This window comes from Sphingomonas hankookensis (genome assembly GCF_001619955.1).
GTDB lineage: Bacteria > Pseudomonadota > Alphaproteobacteria > Sphingomonadales > Sphingomonadaceae > Sphingomonas > Sphingomonas hankookensis_A.
Genome location: NZ_LQQO01000034.1, coordinates 288,271 through 310,595 on the forward strand (window position 1 = coordinate 288,271; position 22,325 = coordinate 310,595).

The window sequence follows — 22,325 nt, forward strand, 5'->3', positions numbered from 1 at the left end:
AATTGCCATGAAGACGATGATGACGGCGACCGGCCTGGCCGCGCTGATGCTGCTGGGCGCGTGCGGTGGCAATGCCGACGACAAGGCCGCCGACAATATCGAGGCGATGACCGAGAACCGCGCCGACGCGCTGGAAGACCAGGCCGACATGACCAGCAACGAACAGGTTTCGGACGCGCTGGAAGCACAGGCTGAGAACGTCCGCGACATGGGCGAGGACGCCGCCGACAAGGCCGACGACGACGACAATGCCCAGGTCGAACAGGCCGTGCGCAACGCGATGTAAGTCGCGTCACGCGGCATGAAGGACCGAAAGGGGGCGCTGCGGGATCGCGGCGCCCCTTTTTGCATGTGACGGCGGCCAGCTACTGTCCCGTCACCCCGGACTTGATCCGGGGTCCCGCTTTCTTGCGACGGCGGCAGAAGAAGAAGCGGGACCCCGGGTCAAGCCCGGGGTGACGAGAGGGGTGGCGGTTTTCACGCACGGAACCGTCACCCCGGCGGAGGCTGGGGTCTCAAGCGGCGCTTGCCGTGCGCTACAACCGGAAGACCCCAGCCTGCGCTGGGGTGACGTTCGTGGCGGTTGGGGTCGACGGTTGAAATTCCACAGCGCGTTTCCCGTCCAAAGTTCACTAAGTTCACACTCGTCGCTGCGCGCGGCGGGCGCGGCGGTTCGGTTTGGGGCGGGGCACGACGATGCCGCGCTTGGCGAGTTCGAGCTCGACCTCGAACGCTTCGCCCAAGGGACCGGGTTCGCCGATATAGATGTCGTCCTGCGCGGCCAACGCGGCGGCGAGCGCGTCGTGGAGCGGCGGTTCGACCCGCTTGCGCGCGACGGGCTTGATACGGCGATCGGGGTCGAGCCAGCCGGGCAGGCGGCCGTCACTGAGGTCGGCGACCTGGATCGCGACGTCGAGATCGGCGGGCGACATCAGCTTTTCGGGCTCGGCCGGGGTGACGGGGGAAAGCGCGTCGAGCGCCGCCGCCACGCTTTGCGCCGAGGCCGGGGGCGGTGCCTCCGCCTCGCCGGGGGCCGGGCGGCGGCGCTGCTGCTTGCCGTAGCGGTCGGGATAATGGGCGGCGAGCAGGAACATCAACATCCGGTCGCCGGGGCGATGCTTCGACCCGACGCGGCGGCCATCGGCGTCGAGCACCGGTTCGACGGTGCCGTTGATCGCCCGGTCGAACGCGACGTCGACCAGCATGCCTACCGCTTGCGCAACCGCCGCATCCCAGGCGCGGGCGAACGCCTCGCCACCGGGCGAGCGACGCAGGCGATAGGCGCTGCTGGCCGACATGTGGACGGCGCGGGCGGCTTCGGCGACCGATCCGCCATCGGCGAGCGCCTCGATAAAGTCGCGCTGCTTGGCTTCGGACCAGCCGTCGCTGCGCGGTTTGCGCAGGACCGGGACCCATTGATAGGCGGCCGGGTCATAGCCGTTGGCGTCGAGATACGGCGTCTCGGACGGGACCGTCAGGTTCGAGGGGTCGAGCGCCGGTGCGGGCGCGGGCGAATGCTCCGGGAGCTGGGTGTTGGCGTGCATGGAGGGCAGGGGAACATATTGGGAACTTGTAGGACAGTGGTTTTTGGGGGATGCGTTGCAGTGGGCGTCGGTTCCGGTACACTCGGCGGATGGAATCAATCAGCCTGTCCGCCGCGCGTGCCGATCTGAAAGCGGTCATGGACCGGGTCGTCGCCGACCGGATGCCGGTGGCGATCACCCGCCGGCGTGGCGAGGGCGTCGTGATGATTGCAGCGAGCGAATGGGCGTCGATCGAGGAGACGCTGTATCTGCTGCGGTCGCCGAAGAATGCTGAGCGGTTGTTGGCGTCGGTGCGCGGGTTCGAGCGGGGCGTAGCTTTCCCCTGAAGCGCAGTTCCTCGGTGCCGTATCTGCCGAACCCTCTGGAACATGGATCACGCATTTTCATATTCGTCCGAACGGACATAAGCAGATACAGATCGCTTATAGATTTTACTTGATTGGTGGGTTAAGTGGCGTAGGTTCCCTCATAACTATCGTGGGGATCGCCCCGGACAAAAGCAAACACCGGGTTCTCCCCCGCCGCTTGCGGGGACGAAATTAGGCTGTGCAGGTGATGGCGATTGGCCATTGTCTTCGGCCAAAAGAATTGGGGCCACAACCGCGCCAACGGAAGTGACCCCTAGCGGAGGAGGCAGACGCCCACTCTCCGGTGCTTGGTAAGCCCTAGGAGTTTAGTGGACCTTCGCGACGCAATCAACCGTGCAGGCGTCTGCGCACGGGATCGCCGGAGCGCGATATGACACAGACTGCCGAAATCCAATGCATCAACAAAACCTATCGTAGCAGCGCCTATGACCGCATCTCCCATGTGGGAGGCGGTTATCCGACGCGCTGGAAACTCACACAGCAGCAAGCGATCATCGAGATCGAAACTGGTAGGTGGCGCTTCTACACCAATGTCGGCGGCTCGATTGCGTGGGTGGAGGTTGCCCGAAGCGCAGCGGGCAACAAATATCTCAAGACCGAGAACGACGGCGAGCAGCCGAACAACCTGCTCAGCCTGCCCGAGTGCCCCTGATCTGAAGTTGCGGCGGGGCGGTGGCTTTACCACCGTCCCGCTCGCGGCCGCGCCCCTCCACCATGCTGCGCATGGTCCCCCTCCCCGCATAGCGGGGAGGATCTTTGGGGTGGCACTTTCAACACAACCGCTCGTGCTGAGTAGGGGCTGAGCGAAGTCGAAGACCCGTATCGAAGCATCCGCCTCAGACGGTCCTTCGATACGTCGCTTCGACAAGCTCAGCGACTACTCAGGACGAACGGTTGCCGGGTGGGGTGTACGCCCCACCCTCCACCTCACTCCGCCGGCAGGTAAACCTCCCCACCCTTCTCGCGGAACTTCTCGCTCATTTCCGCCATGCCGGCTTCGGCCGCTGCGGTGCCGTTCGCGAACAACGCGCGGTCGGCGTCCACCTTGTCGGCGGCGAGGAACGTATCCGCCGGGGCGTTCTGCTTCGCGGCGAAGTCGCGCACTTCCTGCGTGATCTTCATCGAGCAGAATTTGGGGCCGCACATCGAACAGAAATGCGCGGTCTTGGCGCCTTCGGCCGGGAGCGTCTGGTCGTGGTAGCTTTCCGCCGTATCGGGGTCGAGCGACAGGTTGAACTGGTCGCGCCAGCGGAATTCGAAGCGGGCGCGGCTGAGGGCATCGTCGCGCATCTTGGCGGCGGGGTGACCCTTTGCCAGATCGGCGGCGTGGGCGGCGAGCTTGTAGGTCACCACGCCGACCTTCACATCGTCGCGGTCGGGCAGGCCCAGATGCTCCTTGGGCGTGACGTAGCAGAGCATCGCCGTGCCGTACCAGCCGATCATCGCCGCACCGATGCCGCTGGTGATATGGTCGTAACCGGGCGCGATGTCGGTGGTGAGCGGCCCCAGCGTATAGAAGGGCGCTTCGCCGCAGACCTGCAGCTGCTTGTCCATATTCTCCTTGATCTTGTGCATCGGCACATGGCCGGGGCCTTCGATCATGACCTGCACGTCCTGCGCCCAGGCGCGGTGGGTCAGTTCGCCCAGCGTATAGAGTTCGCTGAACTGCGCTTCGTCATTGGCGTCGGCGATCGAACCGGGGCGCAGGCCATCGCCCAGCGAATAGGCGATGTCATACGCCTTCATGATCTCCGTAATCTCGTCGAAATGTTCGTAGAGGAACGATTCGCGATGATGGGCGAGGCACCATTTGGCCATGATCGACCCGCCGCGCGAGACGATGCCGGTCACGCGCTTCGCGGTCATCGGGATGTACGGCAGGCGGACGCCGGCGTGGATGGTGAAGTAATCCACCCCCTGTTCGGCCTGTTCGATCAGCGTGTCGCGGAAGATGTCCCAGGTCAGTTCCTCGGCGATGCCGCCGACCTTTTCCAGCGCCTGATAGATCGGCACGGTGCCGATCGGGACGGGCGAGTTGCGCAGGATCCATTCGCGGGTGTCGTGGATGTTGCGGCCGGTCGACAGGTCCATGACCGTGTCGGCACCCCAGCGGATCGACCAGACGAGCTTGTCGACTTCGGCGGCGACGTTCGATGCGACCGCGCTGTTGCCGATGTTCGCGTTGATCTTGACCAGGAAATTGCGGCCGATCGCCATCGGTTCGGTTTCGGGATGGTTGATGTTGTTGGGGATGATCGCCCGGCCGCGCGCCACTTCGTCGCGGACGAATTCGGGGGTCACGTAATCGGGGATGGCCGCGCCGAAGCTCTCGCCGTCGCGGACGTACTCGCGCAGCATCTCGCGGCCGAGATTTTCGCGGGTCGCGACATATTCCATCTCGGGGGTGATGATGCCGCGGCGGGCATAGTGCATCTGGCTGACGTTCATCCCCGCCTTGGCGCGGAGCGGCCGCTTGACGACGTTGGGCAAGGGCTGGACGCCGCCCGAACGATCGGGGCCGAGCTGGCCGTTATCCTCGGGGCGGATTTCGCGGGCGTCGTAAGATTCGACGTCGCCGCGCGCGAGAATCCAGTCGCGGCGGAGCTGCGGCAGGCCGGCCATGATGTCGATGCGCGCGTTCGGGTCGGTGTACGGCCCCGACGTGTCGTAGACGTTGAGCGGCGGTTCGCCTGAAGAGGGATCGAGGTCGATCGCGCGCATCGCGACGTTCAGGGGGCCGACGTGAATCTTGCGGCTGCCACGGATCGGGCCTGTCGTTACGCCGATTTCGGTCTTTGCGGGGATGTCTGCCATATTCCACTCCATGCGGAGGGGGCGGGACTCGTGATGCCGCTCCCTCCCTACGCCGGTGTCAGCCGGATCAGGTTCAGCGGGTCGAAGGCTGCGGCCTTCCTCTCAAGCGTGACGGAACGCTCCCCCGGGGACGCGGGTGTTGTAGGCGGGTTGGGCCGGTGCGTCAAAGTGTTGCGCGCCGTATCCCCGCGCAGGCGGGGATCCAGGGCCAAGCAAACTCCCGTAGGCGCCTGTGGCTCTGGGCCCCCGCCTGCGCGGGGGTACGGGCTGGGCGGTCACTACAACAGGTCCAGCTGGCCACTCGGGCCTTCGCCCGCGCCAAAGCCGGCCATCGTTACCCCGACCAGCCGCAATCCCATGCGTAAAGGGTAGAGCGTCGCGATCAGGCTGCGGGCCGTGGCGTGGAGTGTCGCGCGGTCGGCGACGGGGGCGGAGAGCGTGCGGCTGCGGGTGACGATGCGGAAATCGGCGTATTTCGCCTTCACGGTGACGGTGCGACCGTGCTGGCCGGTCTTTTCGACCCAGTCCCACACGTCGTCGGCCATCGCCAGCACCCGCTCCTCGATCGCTTCCGGGTCGGTCAGGTCGTGGTGGAAGGTGGTTTCGGAGCCGGACGACTTGCGCACGCGGTTGGGCCGGACCGGGCGGTGATCCTCGGCGCGGGCGATGCCGTGATACCAGCTGCCCGCCTTGCCGAAGGTGCGTTGCAGGTCGGGAAGGCTCCATGCCGCAAGGTCGGCGCCGGTGCGGATGCCGAGTGCCTCCATGCGCTCCACCGTCTTGGGGCCGATGCCGTGGAACTTGCCGACCGGGAGCGACGCGACGACGCGCGGGCCGGCCTTTACGGGGATCACGAACTGGCCGTTGGGCTTGTTCATGTCGGAGGCGAGCTTGGCGAGGAACTTGTTGTAGCTGATCCCCGCCGATGCGGTGAGGCCGGTGGTGTCGAGGATGCGGGCGCGAATTTCCTCGGCGGTCGCGGTGGCGCTGGGCAGGCCGAGCCGGTTGGCGGTGACGTCGAGATAGGCTTCGTCGAGCGACAGCGGCTCGACCAGATCGGTATAGTCGAGGAAGATCGCGCGGATCTGCTGGCTGACGGCCTTGTAGACCTCGAAGCGGGGGCGGACGAAGATCAGGTCGGGACAGCGGCGCAGCGCGGTGACCGAGGGCATGGCGGAGCGCACCCCGAACACGCGCGCTTCGTAGGAGGCGGCGGCGACCACCCCGCGCCCGCTCGACCCGCCGACCGCGACCGGCTTGCCCTTCAGCTCGGGGGCATCACGCTGCTCGACCGACGCGAAGAAGGCGTCCATGTCGACATGGATGATCTTGCGGGTGGGGTCCGACATTGCGCGGGTTTACAATGCGCTACGGTACGAGACAGCGCAAGAACAAAGAGGGAATGGATGCTGCACGCTTGCCGTACCCCCGCGCAGGCGGGGATCCAGAGCCAAGCAGGCGAGCGGTAGCGTCTGACGCCCTGGACCCCCGCCTGCGCGGGGGTACGGAGCGCGCGGTACGGGCCGCTCAGCTGTTCGTCAGGTTGAGGAACACGTCCTCGAGGTCCGCTTCGCGCGTTACGACGTCGACGATGCCGTAGCCCTGTGCGGTCACCGCCGCGAGAACCTCGCCGGCATTGGCGACGTCCTTGCGATAGGTGATCGCCAGCAGCCGGTCGCCCTTGCGCTCGACCTTTTCGAAGCAGCTGGCATCGGGCAGGTCGGCGACGTCGCGGTCGAGGGTCAGTTCGACCGCCTTTTCCTGTGCCATGCCGAGGAGTTCGCGAGTCGGCTGGTTGGCGACGACGCGGCCATGGTTGATGATGGCGATACGGTCGCAGAGCTGCTCGGCCTCTTCCAGATAGTGCGTCGTCAGCACCACCGTCACGCCCGCCGCATTGAGTTCGCGGACATAGTCCCACAGCTGGTTGCGCAGCTGGATATCGACGCCGGCAGTCGGTTCGTCGAGGACGAGGACCGGGGGCGAATGGACCATCGCCTTCGCCACCATCAGCCGCCGCTTCATGCCGCCCGAGAGCGTCCGGGCATAGGCGTTGGCCTTGTCCTCCAGATGCACCGCGCGCAGCAGGTCCATGGTGCGGCGCTGGCCCTTGGGCACGCCGTAGAGGCCGGCCTGGATCTCCAGCGTTTCGGCAGGGGTGAAGAACGGATCGAACAGGATTTCCTGGTTGACGATGCCGATCGACGCCTTCGCATTGCGCGGGTGCTGGTCGATGTCGAAGCCCCAGATCGACGCGCTGCCGCTGGTCTTGTTGACGAGGCCGGCCAGCGTGTTGATCAGCGTCGACTTGCCCGCGCCGTTGGGGCCGAGCAGCCCGAAGATCTGGCCGCGGGGCACGTCGAACGACACGCCGTCGAGTGCCACCTTGGGCGCAGCGCCGCCCTTCCCCGCTGCATAGGTCTTGCACAGGTCGCGGATCGAAATGGCGGCTTGGGTTTCCATGGGGGTTGCCGATACGCCCGTGGGGGCCCCAAGGGAAGCATCGACTTGTCGAGGCTTCGCACCGTTGCTATTCGCGCAGACATGCTGCCTCCGCCCGAACTCCTCCGCGTCACCACCCCCCGCGTCGCCTGCGACGGCGCCGGCGACATCGCCCCCGCGCTCGGCCACCCGCGCGTGTGGTTGCAGATCGACGAGACGGGCTATGTCGATTGCAGTTATTGCGACCGGCGCTTCGTGCTGGTCGGCGGGCCGGCGGATGGGGCGGATCACAGCCAGTTGAAGGATCATGGGGACGGCGCGGGCCGGTAAGGCCGAACGTAGTTCGGACGACCAGCAAGGCCCGCGCCCGGCCGGCGGCGGGCAAGCTCGCCGTTGCCCGCCGACCGACGACGCGGCTTTGCCGCGGCGGTGAGACTGTTTCCTTACCCCGCCCCAACGTCATCCGCGCGCAGGCCGGGTATTTCGGCGATCGCGCGGGACGAGCGCCGCGAGAGACCCCAGCCTTCGCTGGGGTGACGGTTTAGGTCAGAAGTGCCGTTGCACCGCCCATACCAGCTGCATCACGATGGAGATGGCAACCACCGCCATGCAGATGAGGAACACCCGGCGGCGCAGCGGGCTTGCCGGCAGCAGGCCAGTTGGTTCCTGCTCCTCGGCCTCCACCGCCTGGATCCGGTCGCGCCGTGCCGTCAGTGTGCGCCGACCCAGACGCCGACGGCATAGGCCGCGCCGCTGCCCCATTTGAGCGCCGTACAGATGCCGAACACGACCAGCGCTGTGTTAGCCGCCGTCTGAAATTTCTGCTTCATTCGTCGATGCTCCACCCTTCAAGTTCTTCAGCCTATGGCCGACCGCCCGTGGCTGCAAGCACTGGAACGCGACCCCGGCTACGTCGGCAGCTGACGGCGGCACGGGGCAGGAATGGCGACGACTTTGGCTTGGGGGGAGGCCCGATATCGCAAAAGCTGAAAAGACGCCGTCAGGCTTCGTTGTCAGGCATAGGGCGGACCATCACGCTGCCAAGAAACGCGAGCAGGAATGACGTCCCCAGAAGGGCGCAACCACCATAGACCATCCAATCGTTCCGGCTGTCGAGCATGGCGTTTGCGTCCGACGCCAGTAACGCCAGCGCGCCGCCGCCCAGCAGGCCGCACGACATCGCGGAGAGCCATAACCGGCCGACGCGCCGTTCCGCCGGGGCGATGCTGTGGGCCATGGCATGAAGGCCCGGCACCAGACGCCAGGCAAGCCAGAGCGCACTCGCCAGGCACAACAATGTCAGGACAAGGAACGGCAGGTTCGGCGGATCGCCGGCCGCTACCGCGCCGAGGACCGTCGACAGGCCGCTCAACCCCGCAAAGGCCAGAACGGCGAAAGCATAGATCGAGTAGCTGACGTCGCGCTCGTGCATGGGCGAACGCTATGTGCCGGCACGCCCAAAGGCAACGTGGTCGCTCGTCCCGCACACCGGGGACCGACACCCCATTCCCCCACGCCGCCGCCGCCCTATATTGGCCGCATGACCCCGACCGATCCCCGCTCGTACCTCTATTCCGGCGACCTCGACCCCGCCGCTGCGCTCCGCGCCACGCAGGCGACGCTGGCCAATGTCGAGGATGGCGAACTCTATCTCCAGTATCGCCGGTCCGAGGCGTTCGGCTTCGACGACGGGCGGCTGAAGACCGCGTCCTACGATACCCATGCCGGGTTCGGGCTGCGTGGCGTTTCGGGGGAGACGACCGCCTTTGCGCACGCCAACGAGCTGTCCGAGGCGGCGATCCGCCGGGCCGGCGAGACGATGGCGCTGATCGATCCGGCCAAGGGGGCGAAGGCACCGCCGCCGCGCGGCAACAATAGGCATCTCTATACCGCCGCCGATCCGCTCGACCTGATCCCCTTCGCCGACAAGGTCGCGCTGTGCCAGTCGATCGATGCCGCCGCTCGGGCGCGCGATCCGCGCGTGTGCCAAGTGTCGGCGAGCCTGATGGGGTCGTGGACGGTGGTCGAGATCGTGCGGCCCGATGGCTTCGTCGCCACCGATGTCCGGCCGCTGGTGCGGTTGAACGTGTCGATCGTGGTCGAGGCGAACGGGCGGCGCGAAACGGGCAGCTTCGGGATCGGCGGGCGCTATCTGTACGAATCCTTGTTCGCCGACGCGACGTGGAACCGGGCGATCGACGTGGCGCTGGGCCAAGCGCTGGTCAATCTGGAGGCGGTCGACGCGCCGGCGGGCGAGATGACGGTGCTGCTGGGTGCGGGCTGGCCGGGGATTTTGCTGCACGAGGCGATCGGGCACGGCTTGGAGGGCGATTTCAACCGCAAGGGCACCAGCGCCTTTTCGGGCCGCATCGGCGAGCGGGTGGCGGCACCGGGCGTGACCGTCATCGACGACGGATCGATCGCCGACCGGCGCGGGTCGCTGAGCATCGATGACGAGGGTACGCCGACGCAGGAGAATATCCTGATCGAGGACGGCATCCTGAAGGGCTATATCCACGACCGGCTGAACGCGCGGCTGATGGGCGTCGCGCCGACCGGCAACGGGCGGCGTCAGGACTTTTCCCATGCGCCGATGCCGCGGATGACCAACACCTTCATGACCGGGGGGAAGGATGACCCCGCCGAGCTGCTGTCGCGGGTGAAGAACGGCATCTTCGCCAAGTCGTTCGGCGGGGGCCAGGTCGACATCGTGTCGGGCAAGTTCGTGTTTTCCTGCACCGAGGCGTACCGGGTCGAGAATGGCCGGATCGGTGCGCCGATCAAGGGCGCGACGCTGATCGGCGACGGGCCGGAAGTGTTGAAGCAGGTGCGGGGCATCGGCAACGACTTTGCGCTGGACGAAGGGATCGGCATGTGCGGCAAGGCCGGGCAGTCGGTGCCGGCAGGGGTCGGGCAGCCGACGCTGCTGATCGACGGGCTGACCGTCGGCGGCACCGCCTGATGCCGCTGGCCGAACTGGGGCGGTTTCCGCGGGTCGAGGCGCAGATCATCGTCGGGCGGCTGGAAAGCGAGGGCGTGCCGGCGGTCGCCTTCGATGGCGAGGCGAGCATCGGCGATGGCAGCTGGCTGCTGATCCCCGTGCGGGTGATGGTCGATGACGACGATCTGGATGCGGCGCGCGCAATCCTCGACGCGGCCGACGGGCCTGCCTGAAAAACGGGCAGTCGTGACGCGCTGCACAAATTAACCGCTCGTTAATCCGGCAACCGCGCCGCCAACGCCTGAAAATTGGTGGTACGGCACTTTGGCATGGCCGTTGCAACGTTTCCCCCGAGCAATGATGCGACACGGGGGGCGACATGAAATTAGTCATCGCCATCATCAAGCCGTTCAAGCTGGATGAGGTACGCGAAGCACTGACCGAGATCGGCGTCGCCGGCATGACGGTGAGCGAGGTGAAGGGATTCGGGCGGCAGAAGGGCCAGACCGAAATCTATCGCGGGGCCGAATACAGCACCAACATGGTGCCCAAGATCAAGATCGAGGTCGTGTGCGACAGCGAGATCGCAGCGCGCGTCGTCGAGGCGGTGCAGTCCGCCGCGAACACCGGCGCGATCGGCGACGGCAAGATCTTCGTTCTCGACGTCGGACAGGCGGTGCGCATCCGCACCGGCGAAACCGACCTGACCGCGCTGTGATGGGGGGCATCATGCAACATCCGAAGAAACTGATCGCCGGCATGGGCCTCGGCCTGTTCGCGGCGCTGCCCGCCTGGGCACAGGACGCCGCGCTGCAGGCACCCGCCGCCGCCGCCGCGCCGGTCGCGACCGTGAACAAGGGCGACACCGCGTGGATGATGGTGTCGACGGTCCTCGTGCTGATGATGATCGTGCCGGGCCTCGCGCTATTCTATGGCGGCCTGACGCGGACCAAGAACATGCTGTCGGTGATGACGCAGATCGGCGCGGTCGCGGCGCTCGCGATGCTGATCTGGGTCATGTACGGCTACTCGCTGGCCTTTGGTCCCGACGTGTCGAGCGCCACGCTGGCGAACTTCATCGCCAGCCCGGGCAAGGCGTTCCTGGCGGGCGTCACCTCGGCGTCGCAGGCGGCGACCTTCACCGCCGGGGTCGAAATCCCCGAATATGTCTTCATCAGCTTCCAGATGACCTTCGCCGCGATCACCATCGCGCTGGTGCTGGGGTCGGTGGTCGAGCGGATCAAGTTCGCTGCGGTGATGGTCTTCGCCATCGTCTGGCTGACGATCACCTATTTCCCGATCGCGCACATGGTGTGGGCATCGAGCGGCTATTTCTTCAAGGCGGGTGCGCTCGACTTCGCCGGCGGCACGGTGGTGCACATCAATGCCGGCGTGTCGTCGCTGGTCCTCGCCATCCTGCTGGGCAAGCGGCTGGGCTTCCCGACCGAGCGCATGGCGCCGCACTCGCTGACGCTGACCATGGTCGGCACCGGGCTGCTGTGGGTGGGCTGGTTCGGGTTCAACGCCGGGTCGGCGCTGGAAGCCAATGGCACCGCCGGTCTGGCGATGATCAACACCTTCGTCGCCACCGCTTCGGCAGGGCTGTTCTGGATGCTGGCCGAGAAGTTCTCGGGGCATAAGGGTTCGGCGCTGGGCTTCTGCTCGGGCATCATCGCCGGCCTCGTCGCGGTGACGCCGGCGGCGGGCAATTCGGGTCCGTTCGGCGCGATCGTGCTGGGCGCCGTCGCCTCGGTCGTGTGCTTCTTCGCAGTGACCGTCGTGAAGCCCAAGCTCGGCTATGACGACTCGCTCGACGCGTTCGGCATCCATGGCGTCGGCGGCATCATCGGCGCGATCGGTACGGCGGTCGTCTATGCCCCGTCGCTGGGCGGTCCGGGTGCGGCCGACTACGACATGGGCGCCAAGCTCGGCGTGCAGATATTCGCGGTGCTGGTCACCATCGTGTGGGCATCGGTCGGCACGACGATCGCATGGTTCGTCGCCAAGGCGCTGACCGGTGGCCGGGTGTCGAAGGAAGTCGAGCTGGAAGGCCTCGACCTCGGCGAACATGGCGAGCGCGCCTACAATTACTGAGTTTCCCTACCGGGCGGCGGCCTAGTCCCCTGCCGCCCGGAACCACAGTTTCCTCCTGCGGAAAAACCCCTGGGCCGGTGCGGTGACGCATCGGCCCTTTTTTTGGTTTCCGGTGCCCGGGAAGAAGAAGGGAGGGGTTCACGCGGAGGCGCGGAGACGCGGAGACGCGGAGGGGTTTCGCACGCTGGCCCGTTACCCGCGCCAGCGGCCTTATCCCAGTTGACGGCGGAGGAACGGAAAGCGCTGACGCGCGACGGCACCCCCTCCGCGGCTCCGCGTCTCCGCGCGAACCTCTTCCTTCTTCCCAGCCCACAACCCGCAGCCTAAGACGCCCCCATGACCCCTTATCTCGATCTGATGCAGCGCGCCCTGAACGATGGCGTACCGACCGACGACCGCACCGGAGTCGGCACAAGGTCGGTGTTCGGGCACCAGATGCGCTTCGACCTGTCGGCCGGCTTTCCGGTGCTGACCACCAAGAAGCTGCATCTGCGCTCGATCATCATCGAGCTGTTGTGGTTCCTGCGCGGGGATACCAATGTGCGCTGGTTGCAGGAGCAGCGGGTCAGCATCTGGGACGAATGGGCCGATGCGAACGGCGACCTCGGCCCGGTGTACGGCAAGCAGTGGCGCGACTGGGTGGCGGCGGACGGGCGGCATATCGACCAGATCGCCGAGCTGATCCACACCATCCGCACCAACCCGGCCTCTAGGCGACAGATCGTGACCGCGTGGAATCCGGGCGAGCTGCACGCCATGGCGCTGTCGCCCTGCCATTGCCTGTTCCAGACATACGTCGCGAACGGGAAATTGTCGTTGCAGCTGTACCAGCGCAGCGCCGATATCTTTCTGGGCGTGCCGTTCAATATCGCGAGCTATGCGCTGCTGACGCATATGCTGGCGCAGCAATGCGATTTGGCGGTCGGCGAGTTCATCTGGACCGGCGGCGACTGCCATTTGTACGAGAATCACCTCGATCAGGCCCGCGAGCAGCTGTCGCGCACCCCCGGCCCCCTGCCCCGGCTGGAGATCGTGCGGAAGCCCGAGGCGATCGACGGCTATGCGCTCGAAGATTTCGTGCTGCATGACTATGTCGCCCAGCCGCATATCAAGGCGGCGGTGGCGATATGATCGACGCGATCCTCGCGCGGGCCGACAATGGCGTGATCGGGGTCGATGGGCAGCTGCCATGGCACCTGCCCGCCGACCTCAAGCGGTTCAGGGCGCTGACCATGGGCCGGGCGATGGTGATGGGGCGCAAGACGTTCGAGAGTTTTCGCTCCCCCCTGCCCGGCCGGCGCCATATCGTGCTGACCCGCGACCGCGACTGGCGGTCGGACGGGGCGGAGGTGGTGCATGATCCGGAGGCCGCGCTGGCGCTGGCCGGTGGGCAAGCCGCAGTCATCGGCGGGGCGGAAATTTTCGCCCTGCTCCTGTCGCGGATCGAGCGGGTCGAGCTGACCGAGGTCCATGCGACCCCGGCGGGCGATGCGTTCGTCCCGCCCTTTACCGGCTGGGTCGAGGCGTGGCGCGAGGACCACAGTGCCGAGGGAGAACGTCCGGGGTACAGCTTCGTCACATTGCTCCGTCAGCCCACGACCGCGTAAGGGGCGGCAGCGCCGGGCAACGGCGCGTGGGGGAACGGAGCGGATGCGCAGGGCGATCTGGTGGGGCGTGGCATTGCTGGCGATTCTGGCCGCCGGCTTCCTTGCGTTGGCGCCCGGCATCGTCGAGCGGTCGATGAACAAGGTCGAGCCGACGCCGGCGATCGAGCAGCGCATGGGCGCCGATATCGATCCGGACGCGCTCGCCCGGGAACTGGCCAAGCCGACCCCCGAACCGGTTTTCGCCGACCCGATCGTGGATTTGCATGCCGACACGCTGCTGTGGTCGCGCGACCTGTTGACGCTCGGCACGCGGGGTCAGGTCGACCTGCCACGGTTGCAGCGGGGCAATGTCGCGCTGCAGGTCTTTTCGTCGGTAACCAAGACGCCACGCGGGCAGAATTACGACTCGAACGGCGACGACAGCGACAATATCACCCCGCTGGTGATCGCACAGTTGCAGCCGGTCCGGACCTGGGGATCGCTGCTCAACCGGTCGCTGTGGCACGCGACGAAGCTGCGCCGCGCGGCGCGGGCATCGAACGGGGAATTGCGGCTCATCACCAGCCCGCGCGAGCTGGACGCATTGCTGGTCGCGCGGGCGAATACGCGGCCTTGCCCGCATCATGCTGCGCCCGATTTCCCCTGCGTCAAACCGACCGGTGCGCTGCTGTCGATCGAGGGGCTGAACGGGCTGGAGGGGAGCCTGGCCAATCTCGACCGGCTGTATCGCAGCGGGTTCCGCATGGCCGGCCTGACCCATTTCTTCGACAATGAGATTGCCGGGTCGATGCATGGCCGGGCCAAGGGCGGCCTGACCCCGTTCGGGCGACAGGTGGTCGCGCGGATGGAGGACAGGGGCATGATCGTCGATGTCGCGCATCTGAGCCATGCCGGCATCGCCGACGTACTGAAGGTCGCAAGGCGGCCGATTGTCTCCAGCCATGGCGGGGTGCAGGCGACGTGCCGAGTCAACCGCAACCTGACCGATGACGAGGTGCGCGGCATCGCCCGGACCGGCGGGGTGGTCGGCATCGGATATTGGGCGGGCGCGGTGTGTTCGACCGATCCCAAGGCGATCGCGAAGGCCATCGTCCATGTCCGCGACGTGGCCGGGATCGATCATGTGGCGCTCGGGTCCGACTTCGACGGCGCGGTGACGACCGCGTTCGATACCGCATGGGTCGCGCTGGTCGCCGAGGCGCTGCGCGATGCCGGGTTGCGGCAGGACGAACTGGACAAGGTGATGGGCGGCAACGCCATCCTCGTGCTGCGCGCCGGGATGCAGCCCCTTTCGCCGGCAGCGCCCGCCCGCTAAGGGGCGGCGATGCAGCGTCTGGACGGTGGCGCGGCGGTTCCCGCGTCGTTGCGCGGGGGCATCGTCGCGCTGGGCAATTTCGATGGATTCCATGCCGGGCACCAGGCGGTGGTCGGGCGCGCGGTCGAACGGGCGCGCGCCGAAGGCCGGCCGGCGATCGTCGCGACGTTCGACCCGCATCCGCGCCGCTATTTCCAGCCGGGGCTGCCGCCGCTCCGGCTCACCAGCCTCGACCAGCGCGAGCGGCTATTCGCTGAGGCCGGGGCCGATGCGATGCTGGTGTTCACCTTCGACGCGGTGCTGGCCGGGCTGTCGGCGCAGGCGTTCGCGGCCGAGCGGCTGGTCGGGATGCTGGGCGTCGGCGGGGTGGTGACCGGGACCGACTTCACCTTCGGCAAGGCGCGCGGCGGCGATGTCGCGACCCTCAAGGCGCTGGGCGAGGCGCATGGCTTTTCGGCCGAGACGGTCGCGCCGGTCGGCGACGGACAGGCGGTGGTGTCGTCGTCGCGCGTCCGCGATGCGCTGCGCGAGGGGCGTCCGCGCGAGGCGACGGCGCTGATGACCCGCCCCTTCGCGGTCGAGGGCGTGGTGGAACATGGCGCGAAGCTCGGGCGGCAGCTGGGTTATCCGACCGCCAACTTGTCGATGGGCGGCTATCTGCGCCCCGCTTACGGCATCTATGCGGTGACCGGGCGGTTGGCGGACGGGCGGGTGCTGAAAGGCGCGGCGAATCTGGGCATCCGGCCGACGATCGAGGGCGAACCGGTCGAGCTGCTGGAGCCGTATTTCTTTGATTTTGCAGGCGATCTGTACGGACAGACGATCGAAGTCGCTCTGATCGAGTATCTGCGCGGCGAGGAAAAGTTCGAGTCGCTCGATGCGCTCAAGGTGCAGATGGCGGCGGATTGTGATCGTGCTCGGACGGTGCTGGGGTAGCTTCGGAAGTTGGCGAAGGTTGCGGTACGTTCGTTTTTGGATGGGCGGCTGGTTCGTTTTTTTTCAATGGGTTGAAGGGTTGCGCAGGGCCGTTCCGGGCGCGGAAGTTGACGCTGGTGGCGTGAAGAAGAAATCGGTTCACGCGAAGGCGCGGAGGCGCGGAGGGGTTGCGGTCCGGGCGAGCGCATCCGCGCCAGCGGCCTTGTCCTGCGGTTGCAACGAGGTTGGCGTCTCCCGATCGCGGGCGGGGGGTGCGGGCGGGACATTCTCCGCGTCTTCGCGCCTTCGCGTGAACCATTCTGCCCTCGCGGAGCAGGGATAACGACGATGCAAAGAGCGCGGCGATCCTGACCTGATGCGCCCTTGTAGGAAAGCGGTTTGCGTGGGGCCGCGCATCGGCTAATCGCTGGCGCAATCCTATGACCGATACCAGCGAACCCACGCGCGACTGGCGCGACACCGTCTTCCTGCCGAAGACCGACTTCCCGATGAAGGCCGGCCTGGCCGCCAAGGAACCCGCGATCCTCGATCGCTGGGCGAAGATGGGGCTGTACGACCGGCTGCGCGCCGAACGGCAGGGCCGCGAGCGTTTCCTGCTGCACGACGGCCCGCCCTACGCCAATGGCGACATTCATATGGGCCATGCGATGAACAAGGTGCTCAAGGACATCGTCGTCCGCACCCAGTCGCTGATGGGCAAGGACGCGCCGTACATTCCCGGCTGGGACTGTCACGGCCTGCCGATCGAATGGAAGATCGAGGAGGCGTATCGCGCCAAGAAGCGCAACAAGGACGAGGTGCCCGCGCCTGAGTTCCGCGCCGAATGCCGCGCCTATGCCGCGAAATGGGTCGATGTGCAGAAGGGCCAGTTCCAGCGGCTGGGCGTGATGGGCGACTGGGACGACCCGTATCTGACCATGAAGTTCGACGCCGAGGCGACGATCGCCAAGGAATTGCTGAAGTTCGCGATGAGCGGGCAACTGTATCGCGGGGCCAAGCCGGTGATGTGGTCGCCGGTCGAAAAGACCGCGCTGGCCGAGGCCGAGGTGGAGTATGAGGATGTCGTGTCGACGCAGATCGACGTGGCGTTCGAGATTGTGGACGCGCCGAATGCGCCCGAACTGGTCGGCGCGCATGCGGTGATCTGGACGACGACGCCGTGGACGATCCCGGTCAATCAGGCTTTGGCTTATGGGCCGGAGATCGAGTACGGAATCGCTCGAGTAACGTTGCAGAACGGTGACGTTAAGCGTGTCCTCACGGCGACACAGCTCTGGCCGCAGTTTTACTCGCGCGCAAATGCTGGCCAGCAAGGCATGTTCGCAGGAGAGTATGTCGCCAAGGTAGAAGTTGAAGGAGTCATCAAGGGCTTCGACCTCGCCGGCGCTACCGCGCGCCACCCGATGCACGCACGCGGCGGATTCTTCGCCAAGCCGCGTCCGCTGCTGGCCGGCGACTTCGTGACGACCGATGCCGGTACGGGCCTCGTCCATATGGCCCCCGATCATGGCGAGGACGATTTCGAGCTGTGCAAGGCGAACGGCATCGAACCGGTGTTCGCGGTGCAGGGCGATGGCCGCTACCGCGACGACTGGGCGTGGCTGGGCGGCGAAGGCAGCGTCATCAACCCGAAATTCGTTGCCGCCGGGCGTGGCGGCAAGCTGGAGGAAGGGCCGATCTGTCGCGACCTGCGCGAAGCGGGCGCGCTGCTGGCGGCGTCGGACGACTTTGCGCACAGCTATCCGCATAGCTGGCGGTCGAAGGCGAAGGTGATTTTCCGGGCGACACCGCAGTGGTTCATTCCGATGGACCGTTCTTCTAAGCCCTCTCCCCTTCAGGGGAGAGGGTTGGGAGAGGGGGTGTCGGGTGATCCGTTGCTCTCGGTGACCCATCTCGACGGCAGTCCCCTCTCCCCGACCCTCTCCCCTGAAGGGGAGAGGGAGGGTAACGGCGCGACTCTGCGCGAAATCGCGCTCGATGCGATCGAACGCACGCGGTTCGTGCCGGAGAAGGGGCGCAACCGGATCGGGGCGATGGTGTCGGGGCGGCCCGACTGGGTCATCAGCCGCCAGCGCGCCTGGGGTGTGCCGATCGCGCTGTACGTCAACCGGGCGACCGGCGACTATCTGCGCGACCCCGCCGTCAACGAACGCATTCTGACCGCCTTCCGCGAGGGCGGGGCCGATGCGTGGTATGCGGCGGATCATCAGGCGCTGCTGGGGGCGGACTACGCCCTCGCCGATTATGAGGTCGTGACCGACATTCTCGACGTGTGGTTCGATTCGGGCTGCACCCATGTCTTCACCATCGAGAAGCGCTTCGGGGCAGGCACCCGCGCGAACCTGTATCTCGAAGGGTCGGACCAGCATCGCGGCTGGTTTCAGTCGTCGCTGCTCGAAAGCTGCGGGACGCGGGGGCAGGCACCCTATGATGCGGTGCTGACGCATGGCTTCGCGCTGGACGGCAACGGGCGCAAGATGTCGAAGTCGCTCGGCAATGTCGTCGATCCGTTGAAGGTGATCGGCGAATCCGGCGCGGACATCCTCCGCCTGTGGGTCGCGCAGACCGATTATTTCGAGGATGTGCGGATCGGCAAGGAAGTGCTGGCCGGCACGGGCGATACCTATCGCAAGCTGCGCAACACCTTCCGCTATCTGCTGGGCGCGCTGGACGGCTTCAGCGAGGACGAGCGGGTGCGGGTGGCCGAGATGCCGGGGCTGGAGCGCTATGTCCTGCACTTGCTGGGCGAGCTGGATACCGAGCTGCGCGCGGCAGCGGAAGCGTTTGAGTTCAACCGCTATGCCCGCGCGCTGACCGATTTCGCCAACGAGGACCTGTCGGCGTTCTTCTTCGATATCCGCAAGGATTCGCTGTACTGCGACGCGAGCGAAGATGTGCGGCGGCGGGCATATCGCACCGTGCTGGACGTGCTGTTCCACGCGCTGGTCCGCTATGCCGCGCCGATCCTGGCGTTCACGGCGGAAGAGGTGTGGCAGGCGCGTTTTGCCAGCGAGGACGGGTCGGTCCATCTGCTCGAATGGCCCGAACTGCCGCAGCTGCCCGCCGACCAGCCGCTGGGCACGGCATGGGCCGAGGTGCGCGTGCTGCGCCAGCAGGTAACCGAGGCGATCGAGCCGCTGCGCCGCGCGAAGACGGTGCGGTCGAGTCTGGAGGCCGAAGTGACGGTGCCGTCGCTGCCGCTGCCGGCGGACGAGCTGGCCGAGCTGTTCATCGTCGCGAAGGTGCGCCAAGCCGATGGGCCGATCACGGTAGCGCGGACGGAGGAGGCCAAGTGCGGGCGCTGCTGGCGGCACCTGCCCGATGTGGCAGTCGATGGCGACCTGTGCGGTCGCTGTGCGGAGGTGGTGGCATGAGCCTGCGCAAGATGTCGGTGGGGATCGCGCTGCTGGTGCTGATCGTCGACCAGTTCGTCAAATACTGGGTCACTGGTCCGATGGGGATCGATTATCCGGGAGCGGAACTGAACCTGTTGCCCTTCTTCACGCTGCGCTTCGTCCAGAATTTCGGCGTGTCGCTGGGGTTATTGCAGGCCGGCAGCGAATTCGCGCGCTGGGCACTGGTCGCGATGACCGCGATCATCGCCACCGGCGTGGCGGTATGGATCCGGCGCGAGACGCAGAAGCCCGAGCTGATCGGCCTGGGGCTGGTGCTGGGCGGGGCGCTGGGCAACATCATCGACCGGGTCCGTTTCGGCTATGTCGTCGACTATGCCGACTTCCATGTTTTCGGCTACAGCCCGTTTCTGGTATTCAACATCGCCGATGCGGCGATTTCGATCGGTGTCGTGATCCTGCTCGTCCGCGCGCTGTTCACGCCGAAGCCGAAGCACGATGTTCCTGTGGAGAAGGCCAATGCGTAAGTTTGTCGTCATCAGCAGCCTCGGCCTGATCCTTGCCGGGTGTCAGGGCAATGCCCTGAACCGCCAGCGCCCCGACGAATTCGCCGTCGCGCGCCAGGCGCCGCTGGTGATCCCGCCCGATTATGCGCTGGTGCCGCCGCAGCCGGGCGCACCGCGTCCGCAGGACACCGCCGCCTCGACCCAGGCGATGCAGGCGCTGTTCGGCGGCCCGGCGCAGCGTAGCGCGACCGAGCGGCTGACGCTGGAACAGGCCGGCGGTGCCGGTGCGGCCGATGCGGGGATCCGCTCGGGCGTGGCCGATCCGGGGACGAACGTCGTCGACAAGGGTTCGACGACCCGCGACATCATCGCGGCGCCGGCGGGTGACGGGCAGACGGCGCGGACGACCACGCCGTAAGGGGTTTGGTTTCGGGTTTGGGAAAGGCCGGTTGCCCCACGGGGTGACCGGCCTTTCTTTTGCCCTACCTGCTCCCCGCCCCCCTTCGTTTGCTTCGAGCGCAGGTTCGAGCCTGTCGAGAACCATAGTCGAGAAGGCGGTGTCCCCAAACGGGGTGTTCTCGACCGACGCTTCTCGACAAGCTCGAAGCTGCTCGAACCGAATGGGATTTGGTTTGGTTAAAGCTCTTTGCGTTTGCCCTGAGTAGCCATTGAGCGAAGTCGAAATGGCGTATCGAAGGATTGCCTGAGGCGGGTGCTTCGATACGGGTCTTCGACTGCGCTCAGCCCCTACTCAGCACGAACGGGGTTTACGTTTCTTCGTCCCTTCAGAACGCCGCGGTCAGCGACACCACCACCGTGCTGGCGCCGATCGGGCTGCCGTTGGTGGTCTTGCTGAAGTTCGGCTGGAGATAGGCGACTTCGCTGTTCGACAGGTCGGTGTCGACATAGGCGACGCCCAGCGTCAGGTTCTTGTAGGCGAAGTCGGCACCGAGCAGCCAGTCCCAGTATTTGCCGGTCGGCGCCATGCTGGTGCCGTTGGGGCCGAGGCCGGGATTGCCGTCCGAATAGCCGATATGCGCCTTGAGTGTGACGGGCGTGTTCGGCACGCCGGCGGCGGCGTCGCCCGACAGGTAGATATTGTCTTCCTTGCGCCCGTCGCCCGGGATCAGCGGGGTGGCCGAGGCGGTGACGTAGCTGAGCGAGGTCTGCTTGGGCGCATAGAACACGCCGGCGGTCAGCGTGGCCGGGCCGGCGGTGCCCGAGACCTTGCCATAGAATTCGACGACGTCGGTTTCGTCGAAGCCGCCCGGATAGGTGTACCAGGTGACGCCGGCATCGACGGTCGCGTCGCCGAAGCTGTGCTTGTAGCCGGCGATCAGGTCGAGTTCGAGATTGGCGCCGCCGAACGTGCCCCAGCCGGCGAGGTTCGAACCCCAGGTACCGATATAGACGCCGCTTTCATGGGCGACGGTGATGCCGCCCTGGACCGCGACATTCTTGTCGGTCTGCGACACGCCGCGGAAGCGATAGTCGGACGCGACGGTCGCGCTGCCGCTGATGGTGATCGGTTCGGGCGGGGCGGTGTCCTGCGCAAAGGCGGGCATGGCGGTGGTGGCGGCGAGGATCGCGGCCAGGAGGAAGGTCGAGAATCGCATCGTAAACCCTTTCTAGGTTCCGTGGTGATTCTCCTGCGTTCGAAGGTCGCCGCGATTCGGTGGACCTGCTGGCCCGGGCGGTCTGACCCTCTGCGACCGAATATGTCGAAGCGTGCCGCGCCGCACAATGGAAATTGCGTAGGGTACGGATACGACACACCCGCTGTTGCAGGGGCGCAACAACGGGTGTGCTTGGCTGGACCTCCTGGACGACGTCACCCCAGCGGACGCTGGGGTCTCCTGCGGCTAGGCGCGGGCTTCATTACCGGGAGATCCCAGCCTTGGCTGGGATGACGTATCCGGCAGGATCAGGCGCGGATGGCGAGGATCGCGTCGATCTCCACGACGGCGCCGAGCGGCAGGACCGGCACGCCGACCGCGCTGCGGGCGTGGCGGCCGGCATCGCCGAACAGCTCGACCATCAGTTCCGATGCGCCATTGGCGACCTTGGGCTGGTCGGTGAAACTGCCGGCCGAGTTGACGAACACGCCGAGCTTCACGACGCGCTCGATCCGGTCGAGGCTGCCCAGTGCCTTTTCGGCCTGGGCGAGGATCATCAGCGCGCATTTCTGCGCGGCGCTGGTGGCATAGGCGAGGTCGCGGTCCTCGCCGGCGCGGCCGGTCATCAGGTTGCCGTCCTCGAAGGGCAGCTGGCCCGACAGGTGGAGCAGGCCGCCGGCCTCTACCGCGGGGACATAGGCCGCGACGGGGGCGGCGGCGGCGGGGAGCGACAGGCCGCGTTCGGCCAGCTTTGCGGGGATATCATAAGCCATGGAGCGTTCCTTTCGT

Annotated in this window: 23 protein-coding genes and 1 riboswitch; of the genes, 15 read left to right on the forward strand and 8 right to left on the reverse strand. The window is 66.6% G+C overall.

Annotation, left to right across the window (positions count from 1 at the left end):
- Positions 1-7: 7 nt before the first annotated feature.
- A complete protein-coding gene (locus AVT10_RS13295) occupies positions 8-286 on the forward strand; it encodes a hypothetical protein (RefSeq protein WP_066692303.1) in 279 nt (92 codons plus the stop codon).
- A 352-nt stretch (positions 287-638) separates the two neighbouring features.
- On the opposite strand, the gene AVT10_RS13300 is transcribed toward AVT10_RS13295, so the two are convergent.
- Complete coding sequence (locus AVT10_RS13300; protein ID WP_066692306.1) at positions 639-1,544, reverse strand: hypothetical protein; 906 nt, start codon at positions 1,542-1,544, stop codon at positions 639-641.
- 89 nt (positions 1,545-1,633) lie between these two features.
- Here AVT10_RS13300 and AVT10_RS13305 point away from each other — a divergent pair, with 89 nt between their 5' ends.
- Together AVT10_RS13305 and AVT10_RS13310 are read left to right on the forward strand one after the other, a co-directional pair.
- Positions 1,634-1,870 carry a type II toxin-antitoxin system Phd/YefM family antitoxin gene (locus tag AVT10_RS13305; RefSeq protein ID WP_066692310.1) on the forward strand — a complete coding sequence of 79 codons (237 nt, stop codon included), beginning with the start codon at positions 1,634-1,636 and terminating at the stop codon, positions 1,868-1,870.
- Positions 1,871-2,282: 412 nt separating this feature from the next.
- Positions 2,283-2,564: a DUF3892 domain-containing protein gene (locus tag AVT10_RS13310; RefSeq protein ID WP_066692311.1), complete on the forward strand. Its 282-nt coding sequence runs from the start codon at positions 2,283-2,285 to the stop codon at positions 2,562-2,564.
- A gap of 275 nt (positions 2,565-2,839) precedes the next feature.
- Here AVT10_RS13310 and thiC read toward each other — a convergent pair whose 3' ends face one another.
- The 3 genes from thiC to AVT10_RS13325 all read right to left on the reverse strand — a co-directional run bounded on the left by thiC (position 2,840) and on the right by AVT10_RS13325 (position 7,189).
- The gene (gene thiC / locus AVT10_RS13315) at positions 2,840-4,726 is read right to left on the reverse strand and encodes a phosphomethylpyrimidine synthase ThiC (RefSeq protein ID WP_066692313.1); all 1,887 of its coding nucleotides are present in this window, start codon (positions 4,724-4,726) and stop codon (positions 2,840-2,842) included.
- Positions 4,727-4,753: 27 nt separating this feature from the next.
- Positions 4,754-4,863: riboswitch (TPP riboswitch) on the reverse strand.
- A gap of 141 nt (positions 4,864-5,004) precedes the next feature.
- Positions 5,005-6,075, reverse strand: coding sequence for a DNA polymerase IV (gene dinB / locus AVT10_RS13320; protein WP_066692315.1), 1,071 nt, complete (start codon positions 6,073-6,075; stop codon positions 5,005-5,007).
- Between the two features lie 178 nt (positions 6,076-6,253).
- Positions 6,254-7,189: an ABC transporter ATP-binding protein gene (locus AVT10_RS13325; RefSeq protein ID WP_066692317.1), complete on the reverse strand. Its 936-nt coding sequence runs from the start codon at positions 7,187-7,189 to the stop codon at positions 6,254-6,256.
- Positions 7,190-7,270: 81 nt separating this feature from the next.
- Here AVT10_RS13325 and AVT10_RS13330 point away from each other — a divergent pair, with 81 nt between their 5' ends.
- Complete coding sequence (locus AVT10_RS13330) at positions 7,271-7,498, forward strand: zinc-finger domain-containing protein (RefSeq protein ID WP_066692320.1); 228 nt, start codon at positions 7,271-7,273, stop codon at positions 7,496-7,498.
- Positions 7,499-7,714: 216 nt separating this feature from the next.
- Here the strand turns inward: AVT10_RS13330 and AVT10_RS18305 are convergent, their stop codons facing one another.
- On the reverse strand, positions 7,715-7,852 hold the full coding sequence (locus AVT10_RS18305; RefSeq protein WP_157092775.1) for a hypothetical protein: 138 nt from the start codon (positions 7,850-7,852) through the stop codon (positions 7,715-7,717).
- A 316-nt stretch (positions 7,853-8,168) separates the two neighbouring features.
- Entirely contained in the window at positions 8,169-8,600 is a 432-nt protein-coding gene (locus AVT10_RS13335) for a hypothetical protein (protein ID WP_066692323.1), read from the reverse strand.
- A 108-nt stretch (positions 8,601-8,708) separates the two neighbouring features.
- Between AVT10_RS13335 and tldD the strand changes: the two genes are divergently transcribed.
- The 11 genes from tldD (at position 8,709) to AVT10_RS13390 (ending at position 20,338) form a co-directional block, all read left to right on the forward strand.
- Entirely contained in the window at positions 8,709-10,130 is a 1,422-nt protein-coding gene (tldD, locus tag AVT10_RS13340; protein ID WP_066692326.1) for a metalloprotease TldD, read from the forward strand.
- On the forward strand, positions 10,130-10,342 hold the full coding sequence (locus tag AVT10_RS13345; protein ID WP_066692328.1) for a putative signal transducing protein: 213 nt from the start codon (positions 10,130-10,132) through the stop codon (positions 10,340-10,342). The genes tldD and AVT10_RS13345 overlap by 1 nt, the downstream gene beginning before the upstream one ends.
- Before the next feature lie 146 nt (positions 10,343-10,488).
- Positions 10,489-10,827 (forward strand): P-II family nitrogen regulator, encoded by a 339-nt coding sequence (locus AVT10_RS13350; RefSeq protein ID WP_066692331.1) that lies wholly within the window; start codon positions 10,489-10,491, stop codon positions 10,825-10,827.
- 11 nt (positions 10,828-10,838) lie between these two features.
- A complete protein-coding gene (locus AVT10_RS13355; protein ID WP_066692804.1) occupies positions 10,839-12,203 on the forward strand; it encodes an ammonium transporter in 1,365 nt (454 codons plus the stop codon).
- 336 nt (positions 12,204-12,539) lie between these two features.
- The gene (locus tag AVT10_RS13360) at positions 12,540-13,334 is read left to right on the forward strand and encodes a thymidylate synthase (protein WP_066692334.1); all 795 of its coding nucleotides are present in this window, start codon (positions 12,540-12,542) and stop codon (positions 13,332-13,334) included.
- The gene (locus AVT10_RS13365) at positions 13,331-13,810 is read left to right on the forward strand and encodes a dihydrofolate reductase (protein ID WP_066692336.1); all 480 of its coding nucleotides are present in this window, start codon (positions 13,331-13,333) and stop codon (positions 13,808-13,810) included. Before AVT10_RS13360 ends, AVT10_RS13365 begins: the two co-directional genes overlap by 4 nt.
- A gap of 43 nt (positions 13,811-13,853) precedes the next feature.
- Positions 13,854-15,125, forward strand: coding sequence for a dipeptidase (locus tag AVT10_RS13370; protein ID WP_066692339.1), 1,272 nt, complete (start codon positions 13,854-13,856; stop codon positions 15,123-15,125).
- 9 nt (positions 15,126-15,134) lie between these two features.
- Positions 15,135-16,061, forward strand: a complete 927-nt coding sequence (locus AVT10_RS13375) for a bifunctional riboflavin kinase/FAD synthetase (RefSeq protein ID WP_066692342.1) — start codon at positions 15,135-15,137, stop codon at positions 16,059-16,061.
- A 419-nt stretch (positions 16,062-16,480) separates the two neighbouring features.
- Complete coding sequence (gene ileS / locus AVT10_RS13380) at positions 16,481-19,435, forward strand: isoleucine--tRNA ligase (RefSeq protein WP_066692344.1); 2,955 nt, start codon at positions 16,481-16,483, stop codon at positions 19,433-19,435.
- Complete coding sequence (gene lspA / locus AVT10_RS13385) at positions 19,432-19,941, forward strand: signal peptidase II (RefSeq protein ID WP_066692346.1); 510 nt, start codon at positions 19,432-19,434, stop codon at positions 19,939-19,941. Before ileS ends, lspA begins: the two co-directional genes overlap by 4 nt.
- The gene (locus tag AVT10_RS13390) at positions 19,934-20,338 is read left to right on the forward strand and encodes a DUF3035 domain-containing protein (RefSeq protein WP_066692349.1); all 405 of its coding nucleotides are present in this window, start codon (positions 19,934-19,936) and stop codon (positions 20,336-20,338) included. Before lspA ends, AVT10_RS13390 begins: the two co-directional genes overlap by 8 nt.
- Positions 20,339-20,705: 367 nt before the next feature.
- On the opposite strand, the gene AVT10_RS13395 is transcribed toward AVT10_RS13390, so the two are convergent.
- Both AVT10_RS13395 and AVT10_RS13400 read right to left on the reverse strand, forming a co-directional pair.
- The gene (locus AVT10_RS13395) at positions 20,706-21,536 is read right to left on the reverse strand and encodes a TorF family putative porin (protein WP_066692351.1); all 831 of its coding nucleotides are present in this window, start codon (positions 21,534-21,536) and stop codon (positions 20,706-20,708) included.
- Between the two features lie 308 nt (positions 21,537-21,844).
- Complete coding sequence (locus AVT10_RS13400; RefSeq protein WP_055998998.1) at positions 21,845-22,309, reverse strand: RidA family protein; 465 nt, start codon at positions 22,307-22,309, stop codon at positions 21,845-21,847.
- Positions 22,310-22,325 lie beyond the last annotated feature (16 nt).